This is a genomic window from Halioglobus japonicus (genome assembly GCF_001983995.1).
In the GTDB taxonomy this organism is placed as follows: domain Bacteria; phylum Pseudomonadota; class Gammaproteobacteria; order Pseudomonadales; family Halieaceae; genus Halioglobus; species Halioglobus japonicus.
On record NZ_CP019450.1, the window covers coordinates 3,552,989 to 3,569,828 of the forward strand.

Sequence of the window (16,840 nt, forward strand, 5' to 3'; positions counted from 1 at the left end):
CAACATAACGCTACAAATAAAATCAGTCAATTCGGTTTGTTTTTTAAATCACATTTGATACTGTCTTATCACAAGAAAATAACGATAAGACAAGTGGTGTTTATTATGAGGAAGTACTTGCCGGTTTTCGGTGCCTCCCTACTACTCCCCGTTTCTGGCCCCGCGGCACTGGCCCAGGAATCCGCCCCCAACTCGCTGGTACTGGAAGAAATCCTGGTGACCGCCAGCCGCCGGGTAGAGCGATTACAGGAAGTTGGCATGTCGGTGTCGGCTTTTGGCTCGGATTTTTTACAAAGCACGGGTGTTAACCAACTCACCGACCTCGAGCAGTACACTCCTAACCTCAAAATCACACCCAGCACCGACTCCAACGGCACTTCCTACCGCATTCGAGGGATCGGCTCGGTCGGCACCAACTCCGGCATCGACCCCAGCGTGGGTATGTTCATCGACGGCGTCTACCAGGGTCGGGCCGGCATGAGCATCTCCGACCTGATTGATGTTGAGCGCATTGAAGTACTGCGCGGCCCGCAGGGCACGTTGTACGGCAAAAACACTGCCGCCGGCGCTATCAGCATTATCACCAAGCAACCCACCAATGAGTTTGAATACCTGGCGGAAGCCGGCTACGACAGCGAAGAGCGCATGGAACTGCGCGGCATGGTAAACGTACCGCTGGGTGATTCCGGCCACGCCATGCGCCTGTCCGCCTACGGGATTGATGGCGACCACATGTATCGCAATACCTATACGGGTAAGGGCATTAACGACGCCAACAAGTACGGCGGCCGCGCCCGGCTGCTGTTTGATTTCGAAGGCGACACCACCACCGACGGCTTCGGCCAGTTTATTCTGTCACTGGATTATTCCAAGGAAGATACCGATTGCTGCGCTCTGGCGACAATCACCTACGAAGGCCTGTCCACGCTCAACTCACCGATTACAAGCACGCCCTCTGCGCAATGGCAGGAAATGCTCGGCAACAATGCACTGGGACAGCCCATTCTGCGTTTTAACGACTTCGAGACGGCCGAGGGCTTTTCTCCACCCGAGGCCGATCCCTTTGGCGACGACTACTGGTTTAACGCAGACCTGGGTAATGAGGTAGACGTTGGTGGCGCAGCGCTGGAGTGGAACCGCGATCTTGAAAGCGGCAGCACCATCACCTTCATCAATGCCTGGCGTTTCTATGAATCACTGAGCATGTTCGACGGCGACTTTACTGCCTACGATGCCAGTCGCACCACCACAGACATCGATCTGGACCAATACTCGTCGGAGCTGCGCATTACCTCCGAGGGTGGCGAAACCATCGACTACCAAGCGGGCCTGTACGCCTATCGCTCCACGCTCGATTCGCAGGGTGACTTTGAGCAGCGCGAAGACCTGTTAGAAAAGATTGTGCTGTTTGGCGACATTACCATGGCCGACTTCTCGCCGGGTGGCTCTACCAATATCGACACCAACGAATACATCACCACCAGCTACGCCGCGTTCGGCCAGGCGGTGTGGAATATCACCGAGGCCTTCAGCACCACCCTCGGCCTGCGTTATACCTATGAGAAAAAAGAGCGTGTCGGTACCCAGATCACCACACCGTCGGTGCCCTTCGACACACCACCGATCGCGGGCCCAGATATTGCCTACGACGATGACCGCAGCGACACCGCGCTGTCACCCTCGCTGAACTTTCGCTACTTCTTCAACCCGGACGTCATGGGCTATGCCATGGTCAGTCGCGGCTTTAAGTCCGGCGGTTACGACCAGCGCCGCCAGGCTCTGGGCGAGACCGGCGAATTCGACGAGGAAATTTCCACCTCCTACGAGCTGGGCTGGAAGACCTCCTGGGGCAACCGTCGCGTACAGTTCAACGGCGCCTTGTTCTTCGTGGACTACGAAGACTTCCAGGCCCAATCCTTCGACGGCGCCTCGCTGAAGGTCACCAATGCCGGCGACATGGAAAGCTATGGCGCGGAACTGGAGTTCACCTACCTGCCTACCACCAATGTCATCTTCGGCAGTGCACTGGGTTACAACAAGGCCGAGTACAAATCCTTTGATAACGGCCAGTGCACCGTGCAGCAGTCCTTCGAACAGTACTACATCATCGAAGGCGCCCAGGGGGGCACACCGGGCACCGCATCGGTCTGCCTGCAGGACCTGGCGGGGCAGCCCATCGACAATGCCCCCGAGTGGACTATCAGCTCCTATATTCAGTACGACCATGAAATGGGCAGTGATCTGGTCGGCACCGCACGCCTGGAACACAGCTACACAGACAGCTATTTCCTGGACCAGGATCTCGACCCCAACCTGGAAAACGACTCAGTCAACCTCATCAACTTGCGTCTCACACTCAGCAATCAGGCCCGCACCTGGGAAGCGATTCTGTGGGGCCGCAACCTGCTGGATGAAGAATACTATTCATGGGGTATCGATGCCCCCACCGTGGGCGGCTACGCCGGCGTTGTGGCGCCAGGTTCCACCTACGGTGTCACCCTGCGCATGATGAACTAGACTCAGACTATGGCCGATAACAACATCATCACCTCGGATCAGCGCAGCGGCCGGATCTCGCCGGCCCAGCGACCCGGCCTCTGGTACAACTGGGGGCCACAGGCCTGGATTGACATGTGGATGTCCAACACCATGCTGGTGAAGAAGGCCTCCCTGCTGGTGACACACACGTTCCTCCCTATACTGCGGCTGTCCGGCGATGCGACACAGGTCGATGCCGACTGGGCCGCACTCAAGAGCAAACGTGAGACGGTTCGACTGCTCGATTCACCCCGGGAGAAATGGCGCAAACGCTACGGCAACTTTGTGCGCGAGGTGGAGTGGGCCCTGCTGGAGTTGCGCAAGTACTATAGCACCAAGCAGTTTGATGAAATCGTAATTGGCAGCGCGGTGGCTACCGGACAGGAAACCACGGGTGATTTTCTGGCAATGATGAATACCATGCCGGAAAAGAACAAAAACAAAAAAACCAAAAAGAAGGCCAATGGCTCGACCGAACCAGGATGGTTCAGCACGTTCATGTTCGAGACTTTCAACCCGGCACACTGGTTAACAGGCCGCGCCACGATCACCGAGTTCGATCCCAGCAACGGTATAACTGTCATGCACATACCCGATTGCGCCTGGCACACCTGCGGCCGGCAGGCCGACCTGCCCAACCCCAATGCCCTGCCCGAAGAAGGTTGTCTGGCCATTTGCAAAGGGCCCTTTGAAGCGATTTTCAAAGGCGAGAACGGGGGCCTGAAAATGGAGTTCGACCCGCACCTGCCCGAAACCTCCTGCACCGTGCGCATGAGCTGGTCGACCGACTAGCCGTGGCACTCGGCGACTTCTTTCAATCCAAAGCAGAGCTGGTCAAACAAGCGCAGCGCATTCGTGAGCTCGAAGCTGAAGTGGCCACACTGAAAGCCCAGAACGACAGTATGCGCGAAGGTATGCGCCGCTGCGTGACTTGCGAATATCGTATCGATTACAAGGCCCGCCAGGGCCACCACCAGAACAAGGACTGAGTACCTATATGTCGACTATTCTCGTAACCGGCGCCAGCACCGGCATTGGCCGGGAAGCTGCACTGCACATGGCGCGCAAAGGCAATACTGTATACGCAGCGGTGCGCAATCCCGACGGCGTCGATGAACTGCATGCAGCCATAGCCGCCGAATCGCTTCCGGTAACCGTGCTGAAAATGGACATCACCCAGCCTGAGAGCATTGAGGCGGCCGTCGCGCAGATCATGCAGGAAACCGGCCGCATTGATGCCCTGGTCAACAACGCAGGCGTCGGTGCAGGTCAGGCGGTGGAAATGACGCCGATTGAGGATGTGCGCTGGATTTTTGAAACCAACTACTTCGGCACCGTGAACGCACTGCGCGCAGTGACGCCGATTATGCGCAAGCAGGGCCAGGGCCGAATCATCAACGTCGGTTCGCTGGCAGCGCGCAATACCGTGGGCTGTCACGCCCACTACTCTGCGTCCAAGTGGGCGATGGTGGGGCTCAGTGAATCACTCGCCATGGAAATGGCCGAGTTTAACGTTCGGGTCGCCCTGGTGGAACCCGGGTGCGTCATCACTCCCATGCTGGGTAAAGTAGCACCGCTGGACGAAACCATTGAGCAGCCCTACCTGAATTCACTGGGACGCCTCGGCACCTGGTTTGAATACGCCCTGCAAAACCCTTCAATGCCCACCGATGTCGCCGCTGCTATTGCCGAGGCGATCGAGGCCGACGCACCGAAATTCCGCTACACCGTCGGCAAGGATGCGAACGAAATGGTCGCCGCCAGAGCCAAGGTCTCCGATGATGAATGGGTGCGGATTAACTGCCTGCAGGGCGAGGCATTTTATGACGCTATGGCCGAACTGGTGGGCGTGGACTACTACCGCTGATAACACTCTCCCCTGCAGCAGCTTGTGCAGCTGCTGCAGGGCATGGATCAGTCTATCTTGATCAATACCTTGCACTGATCCTGCGGTGTCCGCAGGGCCTCAAATGCCGCCGGCAATTCATCCAACGTCACGATATCGGTAATCATCGGCTGTACATCGATACGCTGTTCGGCCAAGGCAGACATGGCCGTCTGGAAATCATCCATGGTGTAGGCGATAGCGAACTGAATCCGCAGCTCCTTGAACAACCCGAGCATGGGCATAATAGCGTCGGGCTGTTCGCACACGCCCACCGGCACAATCTGCCCGCCATGTCCCGCCATCTCGATGCACTGCTGTAATAAGCCCGGTGCTCCGACACACTCGAAAATCACCTCGGGCGCGCCGCCCGTCAGTTCAGCGTACTGTGCTGCCAACGTCTCCGCGTCGGTATCCGCCGCGGGCCGCATGACCGCCGTGGCACCCATTTTCTGCGCCAGTGCCGCGCGGCTGTCCGCCCTTTCGCTGACGACAACACTCGCCGCGCCGTAGAACCGAGCCCACAGCGCCACGGTGAGGCCAATTGGCCCCGCACCGATAACCAGCACCCGACTTCCGGGCTGCACATCGGCCATACGCACTGCGTGCAGTCCCACCGCCAGCGGCTCAATCAGTGCCGCTGCCTGTGAATCGAGATCATCGGGCAGTTTGATGGTTTCCTGCCCGCCGGCCGCGACATACTCCGCATAGGCGCCCTGTGCATCCACACCGGATACTTTCTTGTTCTGGCATTCATAGGGCCGACCGGCATGACAGGCGTCACAAGTGCCGCAGGCGATGAACGGCAGTGAACACACACGGTCACCCACCTGCCAGTCACCGAGCGCCTCTGGGCCCACCTCGACGATCTTACCGACATACTCGTGCCCGAGAATCTGACCTTCAGCGGCGGTAGTCAGGCCCTCTCGCGTGGCGTGCAGATCGGTGCCGCAAACGCCACAGTAATCGACCTTAACCACCAGCTCATTGGGTTCGGCTGCCGGCCGGGGCACGTCCTGAATCGACAGTGGCTTACCGACACCTTCAAATACCGCGGCCTTCATGCTGTGACCTCGCGCTTGTCGTAGGTAATGTGTAATTCCTTGAGCCCCCGCAGCACCATATTCGGAGAATGCATCAGGTCGTTCTTGCCCGGGGCAAGCTGGATATTGTCCATCCGCTCGAGAATTTTCTGGAAGGCTACCTGCATCTCCTTGCGGCCGAGGAATGCGCCGGGGCAGAAGTGAATTCCGTAACCAAAGGCAATGTGTTCATCCGCGTTTTTCCGGCAAACGTCCATCTGGTCAGGCTGCTCGAACACCACTTCATCACGGTTAGCAGCCGCATAGCGAAGCATCAGCAGCGAGCCCTTGGGAATCGACACCCCGCGAATCGCGGTATCCGTGGTCACCAGCCGCCACAGCCCCGCTGAGGGTGATTCCATGCGCAACATCTCTTCCACTGCATTGTCGATCAGCCCGGGATCGTCCAGCAGCAGCTGCATCTGGTCCTGCAGCTGAATCAATGACAGCAAGCCACCCGCGAGCGATGAAGTGGTAGTCTCATTGCCCGCCACCAGCAACTGCTCGATCATGCTAAGCAGTTCCTCCATCGTCATCAGGCGTTCGCCATCGGGATGTTTGATCATGTTATTGGCCAGATCGGAAATCATATCGTCCTGGGGTGTGGCGCGACGCTGATTGATGATGTCGGCCATGTAGTGCTGCCACTCGACAATCAGCCTCGCATCTTCAAGCTGCTGCTGTTCGTCTGCCATACCGCCCAGGCGCGATGCAAAGGCATCTGACCAGGTCTTGATGCGGCGCAGATCCTCGCGGGGCACCCCGAGCTGGTCGGCAATCACATACACCGGCAGCGGCGTCGCAAAGTCATGCACGAAATCACACTCGCCTTTTTCCAGCATGTCGTCGAGCAACTCGTCCACGACTTTTTCCATATAGGGACGCATGGTTTCCACGCGCTTGGCTGAGAACACCTTGTTGATCAACGAGCGATACATCTTGTGCTCGGGAGGGTCCAGCGTCAGCAGTGTGGGCGGCTGGGCATACCCGGAGGCGTAAATCGCCTTCACTTCATCCGAGGGATCCGGCCCTTGCAGGACGTCCTGAAAGTCGTTGGAGAACGTCGCGGTATCGCGATTCACTGTCCGAATATCTTCCCAGCGAGACAGGAAAAAGATATTGGTTTCAGGCAATTGGTACACAGGCGCCTGTTCGCGCACCACCTTGTAAAACTCAAAGGGTGACTCGATGACTTCAGGGGAAAAGAAATCAAAATCTGCTGGGCACTTGGCCATTTAAGCTCTCCTAATGGGCCGCCGGACTTGTGTTATTGCTTATCGTTTGGCGGCAGTCTGAGGCTCACATTAGCCAATATAAAATAAACAGTCAATTCTGATTGTTTTTTAGATATCGGTTTGCTAATTTGCCTAAGCATAATATGAGGAGCCCATCATGGATCTCGCCTTTTCCGCCGACGATCTACAGTTCCAGCAAGAGGTCCGCCAGTTTCTGGCCGAGAACCTCACCGCGGATATTGTTGAAACGACCGCCAACAATGCCAGCGTCTTCGTCGAAAAAGATCTGGCACTGCAGTGGCAGGCCATTCTGGTGGAAAAAGGCTGGGCAGTGCCCCAGTGGCCCACCGAACATGGCGGCACCGGTTGGACCCCTACCCAGAAGTACATATTCAGCCGCGAGTGCTATCTGGCCGGCGCCCCCATGCTGATTCCTCTCGGCCTGCTGATGCTGGCGCCGGTCATCATGGCCTTTGGCAGTGAAGCGCAGAAACAGGAGTACCTGCCCAAAATACTGTCGGGCGAACACTACTGGTGCCAAGGTTATTCCGAACCCGGAGCCGGTTCCGACCTCGCGGGCTTGAAGCTCAAGGCAGAGGCCGATGGTGACGACTACATCGTCAATGGCTCAAAGATCTGGACCACGCATGCACATTTAGCCGACCACATCTTCTGCCTGGTGCGCACCAGCAACGAAGGGAGGCCGCAACAGGGCATCAGCTTTCTGTTAATCGACATGGCCACACCCGGGGTGTCTGTTGAGCCAATCATCACCATGGCCGGCGATCACGAGGTTAACCAGGTTTTCTTCGACAATGTCAGGGTGCCCCAGAGCAATCGCATTGGCGGGGAAAACAAAGGCTGGACCTATGCCAAGTACCTGCTGGAGTTTGAACGCGGCGGTGGTTTCTCTGGGCCCTTGGTCGTGCACGAACTCGAACGGCTCTGGGACCTTTACGAAAGCACCGCCGCAGAGGTTGCTGACTTCGACAGCAATGAGGTGATCAAGCGTCGTATCGGTCAGATTGAAATTGATCTCAAGGCGCTGGAGATTACTGAACTGCGGATTCTATCTGCCGTCAGCGCCGGTGGCGCCCCGGGACCTGAGTCATCAATACTCAAGCTCAACACCACGCGCCTCGAACAAGCCATCAATGAGGTCTCTGTAGACATTCTGGGATACCGCGGGCTGGTCATGGACTCGATGCCGGGCGCCAGCCCCTATCGCCCCGACCCGGAGAGCGCCGTTCTACCCCGCTACCTGAACAATCGCGCCGCATCGATTTTTGGCGGCTCCCAGGAAGTGCAGCGCAATATTGTCTCCAAGCTGGTGCTGGGCCTCTAGGGGCACCGCGCTGTGAACCACGCAGACCTCGTCATCGAGACCCACCTACTCCTGAATCTGGTGGCGCAGCAAACGACGGCCATGGCTGACAATATCATGACCATCGATGTCGCCGAGTATACCGATGCCGCGCGATTCGAGACTGAACGAACTGCCCTGTTTCGCAACTACCCACAGTTTGTGGGACCCAGTTGCCTGCTGCCTCGCGGGGGCGATTACTTCGCCTTTGATGACACGGGCATTCCCATTCTAGTGGTGCGCAACCAAGAGGGTGTACTCAAGGCTTTCGTGAATGCCTGTTCTCACCGCGGTGCACCACTGCATGAATCTGCCTGTGGCCAGGCGCGCAGGGGCCGCATGCTCACCTGCCCCTACCATGGCTGGAGCTATGACCTTGACGGCCGGCTGCTCGGCATACCCTCACAAGACGCCTTCGCGGGCGTTGACCGCGAGACCCTGGGGCTACGCGAATTACAGGTAGAGGAGAAGCACGGTTTTATGTTCGTTATGCCCAACCCTGAACTGCGGTTCGACATTGACGAGGTGTTGGGCGGTATCGAGTCCCGACTGGCAGAGGCGGGCCTGAGCGATCACCACCACCTGGGTACCAAGAAGGTGGATACGGCGTTCAACTGGAAACTCAATATGGACACGTTCCAGGAGTTCTACCACTTCGAGAGCCTGCACCCAGAGACGATCGGCCAAATGGCCTACTCCAATCTCGGCACCTTCCATCAGTACGGGCGCAATCACGCCATGGGTTCGGCCACGCTGAATATCAGCGAGCTGAATGCAATCCCGGAAGCACAGTGGGAGCCGCGCAAGTACACCTCGTTCGTGAACTACATCTTTCCGAACACCGTGATCTTTATGGTCGAAGATCACTTTCAGACCTGGCGCGTCTATCCGGTAAGCCACGATCAATCCGTGGTGTATCACAGCATGTACCTGCCCCAGGCACCGACCAGCGATGCGGAGCTCGTCGAGCGTGAACAGTACTTTCAGTTGATCAACGATGTTGCAGTAACTGAGGATTACACCCTGGTCGACAAGATCCACCGCGGCCTGAACAGCGGCCTACCCCGCAAGGTCATCATCGGGCGCAACGAACCCGGGGTGCAAAATATGCACCGGCAGATTGCCAGCCTCACCTGAGCACCCCAGAGTCAGCTCAATGACACAGTGTTATGAAGCCACCTTGCACCAACGTTGCCAGATCATCGGGGGCGAGTTCAATTTCCAGGCCGCGACGCCCTGCGCTGACATAGATCGTCGCATATTGCTGGGCGGCTTTATCAATAAATGTCCGCAGACGTTTCTTCTGTCCCAACGGGCTGACGCCACCCAGCACATAACCGGTTGCCCGTTCGACATCCTCCGGGTTGGCCATCGCTGCCTTCTTGCCCTGCGCGGCCTTGGCCAGGTGTTTCAGGCTTAGCTTCGATGCCACCGGGATAACGGCCACCACCAGTTCGCGACCGTCGAGACTGGCCACCAGGGTTTTGAACACCCTCTCTGGCGCAACACCCATTTTCTCTGCCGCCTCAAGGCCATAGGATTCATGTGATGCATCGTGTTGATACTCGTGCACCGTGTGCGCAATCCTGGCGCGCTTGGCGACGTTGATTCCCGGCGTCATAAGTTACTCATTCCCCTTCTGGGCCACTAGCTCCCGGCATTAATGTTGCGCCGGTATGCGCTGCTGCTGGTGAGTCAAAGTCGATAGTGTACTGGCGCTGAACATTGGACGTAAGCTGACCCCACGCCGAGGATTGCATGCTGTAGCCACTGCCCTCGCCATCGATCAGGCGAGTACCCCTATGCGTGCAGCTGTTGACGAACGCCTTGATCGAGTCGGCGCTGTCGCGCACCACAATCACCGAACAAGGGCCAATGTTGTGTACGTAGTTATCGCCGACGTCCGGTAGATGCTCTTCGCGGCAGACCCAGTGCCAACAGCGTCGCCACAGTTGTTCGTCTTCGCGTCGTGCAAAGGCCTCAGACGTGTAGCGTTCACAATCGATATCGACATCACCGAGAAAAGCGTAGTCACTTTCGAGCAACGGCGCCGGCGGGGCAACACGATCTGCAGCGATGGTCTCTGCCACGGTGGGACCACTGGCTCTGGCACTGCCCGGTTTCTGTACCGACATTCGCTTCCCCATCATGACTGGACGCGCTTCACTCATGCAAATACAATCAGGATTGACTGTTTTTATAATTATGAGCCGAGCCCCGCAACCTTGCAAACACCCCATCGTAACGAGGCCGCTATGACCGCTGACTTCGAAGATCAACAGGCCATTATTGCCGTACTGCATGGTCACTGCCGCGGTCTGGACCGCAATAACAGTGCGCTGATCAGGGACTGTTACTGGCCAGACGCCACCGTCGACTACGGCAGCTTCGTCGGCGCGGCGAGTGATTTCACCGAGTTGATTGGGCCCGCCCTCACCCAGAGCTACGAGCTTACGCGACACTGCGTGAGCAACGTCACCATTGTGGTCGACGGTGGACTCGCCCAGTGCGAGAGCTATGTGGAAGCCGCGCACCTGCTTAGGGGGGCAGAGCAGGAAATGTGTTTCCGCGGCCGCTATCTGGACACACTTGAACGTAAAGACAGGCAATGGCGCATCCGGCATCGTCAGGTGGTGATGGACTGGAGCGTAACTCGCGATGTGCACGACGAGCGCAACAACGAAGCCTTCGCGGCGCTAGCCAAAGGCCGTGCCGATCTGGACGACCCCTCCTACGCCCTGTTCCAGCGAGACAACAACCATGGATAAGCGCCTGGAAACGCTACTCGCAAAGCAGGCGATCGGCGAACCTAGCAGCCGCTACATGCGCGGCCTGGACCGGCTCGATCGCGATCTGCTGCTCGCGCAGTTCTGGGAAGACGGCTTCATGAATGCCAGCCCCACTGAGCTAATCGATTTTGCCCTGCAGGCGCTGGCCAACCACGTCGCCAATCAACACCTGATCGGCAATACCCTGATCGACGTCGAGGGCAATGAAGGCTATGGCGAGGTGTACTTCCAGGCCTATCACAAGGTGCCTTCCGAAGCGGGGTTCGACGATATGATCTTCGCCGGCCGCTATATCGACCGCTACGAGTGCCGGGAAGGTACCTGGGAGCTGGCCTACCGCAGTGAAGTCGTCGACTGGAGCCGTAGCTCCCCCAGCAATGATCCATACTTTGAGCTGGTACCAGACACCCTGCGCGGTGGTCGTCAGGACGACCCGGTGTATCGCCTCGACAACCGGCGTCGCCCCTGAATCATGTCAGCCCTGCTCCCTTACCCCGGCCTGCAGCAACATCTGCGGGTCTTCATTGAAGAACGGTGGCGGCGTCAATCCTGCGGTGGTCAGGCCTGCGTCCACCGCAAGCGTCTGCCCGGTAATGTGCCGGGCCGCATCGCTGATCAGGAACAGAATGGTATCGGCAATGTCCTCAGCGCGACAGGCAATACCCAGCGGCGAAGCTGCAGCCAGGGCCGCCGCCGTTGCCTCGGCATCACCCAGACCCAGCGCGTCGATCATGGGCGTCACGGTACCACTGGGGGCTACGGCATTCACCCGAATACCTTTAGTGGCCAGCTCAGACGCCGCCGACTTGGTGAGGCCAACAATAGCGTGCTTGGCCATGGTATACACATGTGGTCCTTGACCACCGATCAGTCCGGCAGTGCTGGCCAGGGACACAATGGCGCTGCCTCGGGGCATGACCTTGGCGGCATGTTTAACCCCCAGGAAACTGCCCTTGCAGTGAATATCCATGGTGCGTTCATAGGCTTCGATACTGGTATCGGTAATCGAGCCCACCGCGCCTACCACTCCGGCGTTATTGACCAGTGCGGTCAGGGAACCGAAAGTGTCCACGGCCTCAGCCACTGCTGCTGCAACAGCCGACTCGCTGGTAACATCGGTGACGCAAAAGCGCACCGCATCGCCCAACTCCGCTGCCAGGGCCTCGCCCCTGTCGGCTTGCAGGTCAGCGACAACAACGCGGGCGCCACGCTCAACAAGTGCGCGGACAGTGGCCTCGCCAATGCCGCTGGCGCCACCGGTGACCAGGGCAACACAGTGATTAAAAACGGACATAGAGCACTCCTTATTATTATGACGCCAACCAGTGTGGCGCGTGCTAACCTCAGAATCAATCTAACGAACGCGAAAGGAAAAAAACCATGCCCCTGACTCTCTCAGACCCTACCCTGCTAAAGCACCAGGCCTATATTAACGGCGAGTGGGTAGACGCGGATGACGGTGCCACGTTTGCGGTAACCAACCCCGCCACAGGCGAAGTCATTACCGAGATCGCCAGAGTAGGCGCAGCTGAAACTGCGCGCGCGATCGCCGCTGCCGATACCGCCATGGCAGACTGGAAGAAGGTGCCTGCGAAGGCCCGCGCGCAGGTGCTGCGCAAGTGGTTTGACCTGATGATGGAACACCAGGAAGACCTCGCCCAGCTGATGACCGCTGAACAGGGCAAGGTCATTGCCGAATCCCGCGGCGAGATTGCCTATGGTGCTGCGTTTATTGAGTGGTTCGGTGAAGAAGCCAAGCGTATCGATGGCGACGTCATCCCCGGACCCTCCTCTGACAAGCGGATTGTGTGCATCAAGCAACCCGTGGGTGTGGTCGCCGCGATCACCCCCTGGAACTTCCCCAACGCGATGATTGCGCGCAAGGCAGCACCGGCGCTGGCCGCCGGCTGCAGCATCGTGATCAAGCCTGCGTCGGAAACACCGCTGTCGGCACTGGCCATGGCCGAGCTCGCAGAGCGCGCCGGTGTACCCGCTGGCGTGGTGAATGTGGTGGCAGGCAGCGCCAGCAAAATTGGCGCCGAAATAACCTCCAACCCCACCGTGCGCAAACTCACCTTCACCGGTTCCACCCCCATCGGCAAGATGCTGGTTGAGCAGTGTGCACCCACCATGAAGAAAACATCCATGGAACTGGGCGGCAACGCGCCGTTCATCGTATTCGACGATGCCGACATCGATTCAGCGATTACCGGGGCGATGATTTCAAAGTACCGCAACGCCGGACAGACCTGCGTATGCTCCAACCGGATCTTTGTACAGGATGGTGTGTACGACGAGTTCGTCGCGAAGTTTGTTAAGGCAACTGCAGAACTGACCGTGGGCAATGGCGCAGACGACGGCGTCGTGATCGGCCCGCTGGTCACCGAGAAGGCCATGAACGATGTCGACAAATTGGTGCAGGAATCGATTGCCCAAGGCGCCCAGGTGGCCGCTGGCGGCTCGGCTCACTCACTGGGCGGCTCCTTCTACCAGCCTACAGTACTCACCGAAGTCACCTCTGACATGGCGGTATTCCGCAATGAAATCTTCGGCCCGGTATCACCTGTAGTGCGTTTCAGCACTGAAGAAGAAGTGATAGCCATGGCCAACGACACCGAGTTTGGCCTGGCCTCCTACTTCTACACCCGCGATATCGGCCGCGTATGGCGTATTGCCGAGGCGCTGGATTACGGCATTGTGGGCATTAACGAAGGTATTATTTCCAACGAAATGGCACCCTTTGGCGGCGTCAAGGAATCCGGCTCTGGCCGCGAGGGTTCCAAGTACGGGATCGACGACTACGTCGAGATCAAGTACATGCTAATGGGCGGTCTCGACGCCTGATCAATGGAAGCGCAACGGCGAGGGCAATTCCCAGCCCTCGTCGGAGTGCCCCAGTATGGTCTGCATGGCAATCGAATCCACGCGGGTACTCTCATCGCCGGCCACAAAGTCACCGGCGCCATAGGTTGACAGCGGCTGTACGCTGAAGTCGTCGCGGCGCAGGGTTGGCTGCGGCAGCAACTGTTCAAAGTAAGCAGCGACATCGTGTGTCAGGCTAAGTCTTATCGGGTAGCGGGCCGAGGTACTCGGATTCACCGCACACTGCACGGCAAAGATCGCATCGAGCTCGCCCTGCGCAAGCTCCAGGCCAAACGCTTCCCGGGTAAACCCGGCAATTTCCGCATAGAACTCATCCAGCGCGTCATACAGAAACTTACCCTCTTCGCCCCAGGTCACCTGCGGCCAGTGGCCGCGCTCGGATGCTGGCACGATAATGTCCCTGTATACACGCAATGACAGCGGATAACGCTCATCGCCTGTGGTCATTTGATCCATCCACTTGCGCAGGAATGACAGCGCCTGTACGCCGTGATCGATCTGCAGGTAGTACAAAACGTATTTGAGCAGGGCCATGCGCACCATCAGCAGGTAGGTGAGGTACATGCAGCGCATATAGCCGAGCTCGTCGGCGCTGAAGGTTGAGGTAGAGGCGATCATATTGTCCGCGTCCACCGCAATAGCAAACTCCTGTCGATACTGCTTCTCGGCCATCGGCGCGTTGGGCATCATCGAGGTGTAGTTGCCATTGGCCGACACCTTCCAGTCAAAACAGAACTGCAGGTCTTCCTCGAGGCTGTCGACGGTCTGCCCCGGCAGCCCGATCATGATGTCCGACGCCATGGGAATGCGCTCTGCGTTGAAGAACGACATCATCTTCTCGTAGGACGCTGTACGAATATTGTCGCGCTGGATGGCCTCCAGCGTGGGCTTATCCGTGGTCTGCAGGGCGATGATGCCAGTAGGCAACAAACCGCCCTTGTTGAGAATGGAGATCACGCTCATCAGGCGGCGTCCGCCGTTCTTGGCGAAATTTGTATAGAGCCGCTGCGGATAGCCATATCGCTGGCGGCAGGCCACCAGGGCCTCGGCGATGGCAATATCCTGCTCCAGCATGCCGAAGTTGGCATCGGCGATAAAAATCGCTTCCATTTTTTTCTGCGCCAGATATTCCACCTCGGCAGAAACACGATCCAGAGAAAAACGTGACACCTTCTGCAGCGTTGCCGAACCCCAATCACAGTAAGTACAGCCATAGGGGCAGCCGCGATTGGTTTCCAGAGTGGCGGTAGATACGTCACTAATCCAGGCGTCAAATTCGCCGAGCAGATAAGGTGACGGCAAGGTGTCGAGATCCTTCACACGGTCGCGATCCGCGGTGCGGTGTATACCCTGTGAATCGCGATATACGAGGCCGGCGACTGAGGCTAGCTCCCCACCTGTCGCCAGGGCCTTGAGCACCTCGGCACAGGCGACTTCGCCCTCGCCCAGCACGGCGACATCCACCGCCGGGTTCGCCTCGAGAAACGCTTCGCTCTCGCCTTCCCATTTGGGAATTTCCGGCCCGCCTAAGATAATCAGCGCGTCGGGGCATTCGCTGCGAATACGCCGGGCAGCCTGCATATTGAGTTCGTGATTCCACACGTAGGAAGAGAGCAACACCACCGGAGCATCTTCCTGTCTCATCCCCTGGTATAGATCGACCAGGCGATGCCCCGGGATTCCAGCCAGGCGCACCGGCTGGACATCATAGGCAGACGTCAACTCACCCTGGCCATAAGCGCGCAGATAGGACGCCACCATGCCCAGGGACAGATACGGCAGCGAAGCATCGGAAGAAGACAGGGCCAGTGGCATCACTGGCCGCGGGGTAGTCACAGCAATTTCACCCGGTAAATATTGTTAGCTGCGAAGATTCTACTGCATGCCGGGCGGGTACGCACACCTGCATCGGGCAAACTTTCAGCCAGCAGAGTGGGTCTTGGCGTGCTGTGCGATCACCAGCAGTTCCAACGCTGATTTCACACGCCACTGCATCGCCGCCACCAGGCCGTGCATCACCACCAGGTTGCGATCAAAGGCGGCGTCACTGGCAATATAGGTGTCGAGCAGTTCACGCGCGCCAATCTTGCCCAGCAAGTGGTACTGCATGAGCACGTCCACGCTATTCTCTATAGCAGTAGCTTCCCTGGACAGCGGCGTATAGCCCAGCTGTTCGATCATGGTTTCGGCAGTGGCGTAGACGGACCAGGGATTCTGGCCGGTGACAAGGCCATCGGTCACGGCAATATTTTCCAGATAAGTCAGCCCCACCGAGACATCTGCACCCCGTTCACGCAGGCGATCTTCCAGCAGGAAGGGGAATACTTGCTCTGCATCGGGGATCAGGAACAGCTCTTCTTCATTAGTAAAACCGGTAACAGGCTTGCCCTGCAGAAATGCTTCGCCGTCATCGAGGAACACGTTGGCAAGGGCAGCCGGGCCGTGGCACACCGCACCAATCAACTTGTCCTGCTGGGCAAAGTGGCGCACCAGACGGTGTACATCAGGGTTGTCGGGAAAATCCCACATGGTGCCCTTGCCGCCGACAAAGTAAATCGCCTCATAGTCGGCGCCTTTCACCTCTGCCAGTGGCAGAGTGTGAGTGGCCTTGGCCATCGCTTCGTCGTCGTTCAGGAACGCGTAGTCCAGTGCGCCCATGTCCTCATTGTCGATGATGGCATTGGGCTCGCCACCTTTGGGACTGGCGATGTCGACCTCAAACCCATTCACCGAGAACACATAGTAGGCGCGCGACAGCTCAGTATGCTCGTAACCCGTTTTCTTACCGGTATCGCCCATTTCGGTTTCGCTGGTGAGCACAATCAGGATGCTGCCGCGATCGGGCGCGAGGCGCTTTTGTACGTAGGGGATGTCCTGGGGCTGGGTTAAGTCAATCCCCTGGGCGTTGGAACGATCCACCAGGCTGAACAGCCAGGCGATAAGACCGCCGGTGACGGCAACAATGCCAATAACTGAAATACCAATACTCTTCCACATGATAATGCCCTCCTATTGAGCAGTTGATGTGGTGAGTATGTGCGGCGGCATGTCAACGCCGCGTGAAA

At 58.0% G+C, this 16,840-nt stretch carries 16 protein-coding genes; 9 read left to right on the forward strand and 7 right to left on the reverse strand.

Annotated elements, in window-relative coordinates; translation table 11 throughout:
• The first annotated feature begins 105 nt into the window (after nt 1-105).
• The 4 genes from BST95_RS16695 to BST95_RS16710 are packed head-to-tail and all read left to right on the forward strand — an operon-like array spanning nt 106 to nt 4,405.
• Nucleotides 106-2,517: a TonB-dependent receptor gene (locus BST95_RS16695; protein WP_146004142.1), complete on the forward strand. Its 2,412-nt coding sequence runs from the start codon at nt 106-108 to the stop codon at nt 2,515-2,517.
• 9 nt (nt 2,518-2,526) lie between these two features.
• A complete protein-coding gene (locus BST95_RS16700) occupies nt 2,527-3,330 on the forward strand; it encodes a hypothetical protein (protein WP_084200622.1) in 804 nt (267 codons plus the stop codon).
• A gap of 2 nt (nt 3,331-3,332) precedes the next feature.
• Nucleotides 3,333-3,527 (forward strand): hypothetical protein, encoded by a 195-nt coding sequence (locus BST95_RS16705; RefSeq protein WP_084200623.1) that lies wholly within the window; start codon nt 3,333-3,335, stop codon nt 3,525-3,527.
• 8 nt (nt 3,528-3,535) lie between these two features.
• Complete coding sequence (locus BST95_RS16710) at nt 3,536-4,405, forward strand: SDR family oxidoreductase (protein ID WP_084200624.1); 870 nt, start codon at nt 3,536-3,538, stop codon at nt 4,403-4,405.
• 47 nt (nt 4,406-4,452) lie between these two features.
• Here the strand turns inward: BST95_RS16710 and BST95_RS16715 are convergent, their stop codons facing one another.
• Complete coding sequence (locus BST95_RS16715) at nt 4,453-5,487, reverse strand: alcohol dehydrogenase catalytic domain-containing protein (RefSeq protein WP_084200625.1); 1,035 nt, start codon at nt 5,485-5,487, stop codon at nt 4,453-4,455.
• Complete coding sequence (locus tag BST95_RS16720) at nt 5,484-6,740, reverse strand: cytochrome P450 (protein ID WP_084200626.1); 1,257 nt, start codon at nt 6,738-6,740, stop codon at nt 5,484-5,486. The genes BST95_RS16715 and BST95_RS16720 overlap by 4 nt, the downstream gene beginning before the upstream one ends.
• A gap of 157 nt (nt 6,741-6,897) precedes the next feature.
• Between BST95_RS16720 and BST95_RS16725 the strand changes: the two genes are divergently transcribed.
• Both BST95_RS16725 and BST95_RS16730 read left to right on the forward strand, forming a co-directional pair.
• Entirely contained in the window at nt 6,898-8,085 is a 1,188-nt protein-coding gene (locus tag BST95_RS16725; RefSeq protein ID WP_084200627.1) for an acyl-CoA dehydrogenase family protein, read from the forward strand.
• Nucleotides 8,086-8,097: 12 nt separating this feature from the next.
• Entirely contained in the window at nt 8,098-9,240 is a 1,143-nt protein-coding gene (locus tag BST95_RS16730) for an aromatic ring-hydroxylating oxygenase subunit alpha (RefSeq protein ID WP_084200628.1), read from the forward strand.
• A 16-nt stretch (nt 9,241-9,256) separates the two neighbouring features.
• Here BST95_RS16730 and ybaK read toward each other — a convergent pair whose 3' ends face one another.
• Both ybaK and BST95_RS16740 read right to left on the reverse strand, forming a co-directional pair.
• On the reverse strand, nt 9,257-9,724 hold the full coding sequence (ybaK, locus tag BST95_RS16735; protein ID WP_084200629.1) for a Cys-tRNA(Pro) deacylase: 468 nt from the start codon (nt 9,722-9,724) through the stop codon (nt 9,257-9,259).
• Nucleotides 9,725-9,731: 7 nt separating this feature from the next.
• Nucleotides 9,732-10,238, reverse strand: a complete 507-nt coding sequence (locus BST95_RS16740) for a Rieske 2Fe-2S domain-containing protein (RefSeq protein ID WP_169843982.1) — start codon at nt 10,236-10,238, stop codon at nt 9,732-9,734.
• Between the two features lie 120 nt (nt 10,239-10,358).
• Between BST95_RS16740 and BST95_RS19975 the strand changes: the two genes are divergently transcribed.
• Nucleotides 10,359-10,871, forward strand: a complete 513-nt coding sequence (locus BST95_RS19975) for a nuclear transport factor 2 family protein (RefSeq protein WP_169843983.1) — start codon at nt 10,359-10,361, stop codon at nt 10,869-10,871.
• On the forward strand, nt 10,864-11,361 hold the full coding sequence (locus tag BST95_RS16750; RefSeq protein WP_084200631.1) for a nuclear transport factor 2 family protein: 498 nt from the start codon (nt 10,864-10,866) through the stop codon (nt 11,359-11,361). Before BST95_RS19975 ends, BST95_RS16750 begins: the two co-directional genes overlap by 8 nt.
• A gap of 6 nt (nt 11,362-11,367) precedes the next feature.
• On the opposite strand, the gene BST95_RS16755 is transcribed toward BST95_RS16750, so the two are convergent.
• Nucleotides 11,368-12,186 carry an SDR family oxidoreductase gene (locus BST95_RS16755; protein ID WP_229801609.1) on the reverse strand — a complete coding sequence of 273 codons (819 nt, stop codon included), beginning with the start codon at nt 12,184-12,186 and terminating at the stop codon, nt 11,368-11,370.
• A gap of 86 nt (nt 12,187-12,272) precedes the next feature.
• Here BST95_RS16755 and BST95_RS16760 point away from each other — a divergent pair, with 86 nt between their 5' ends.
• Entirely contained in the window at nt 12,273-13,736 is a 1,464-nt protein-coding gene (locus tag BST95_RS16760; RefSeq protein ID WP_084200632.1) for an NAD-dependent succinate-semialdehyde dehydrogenase, read from the forward strand.
• Here the strand turns inward: BST95_RS16760 and BST95_RS16765 are convergent, their stop codons facing one another.
• Together BST95_RS16765 and BST95_RS16770 are read right to left on the reverse strand one after the other, a co-directional pair.
• Nucleotides 13,737-15,611, reverse strand: a complete 1,875-nt coding sequence (locus BST95_RS16765; RefSeq protein WP_146004141.1) for a B12-binding domain-containing radical SAM protein — start codon at nt 15,609-15,611, stop codon at nt 13,737-13,739.
• 84 nt (nt 15,612-15,695) lie between these two features.
• Nucleotides 15,696-16,772: a type 1 glutamine amidotransferase domain-containing protein gene (locus BST95_RS16770; protein ID WP_084200634.1), complete on the reverse strand. Its 1,077-nt coding sequence runs from the start codon at nt 16,770-16,772 to the stop codon at nt 15,696-15,698.
• Between the last annotated feature and the right edge of the window lie 68 nt (nt 16,773-16,840).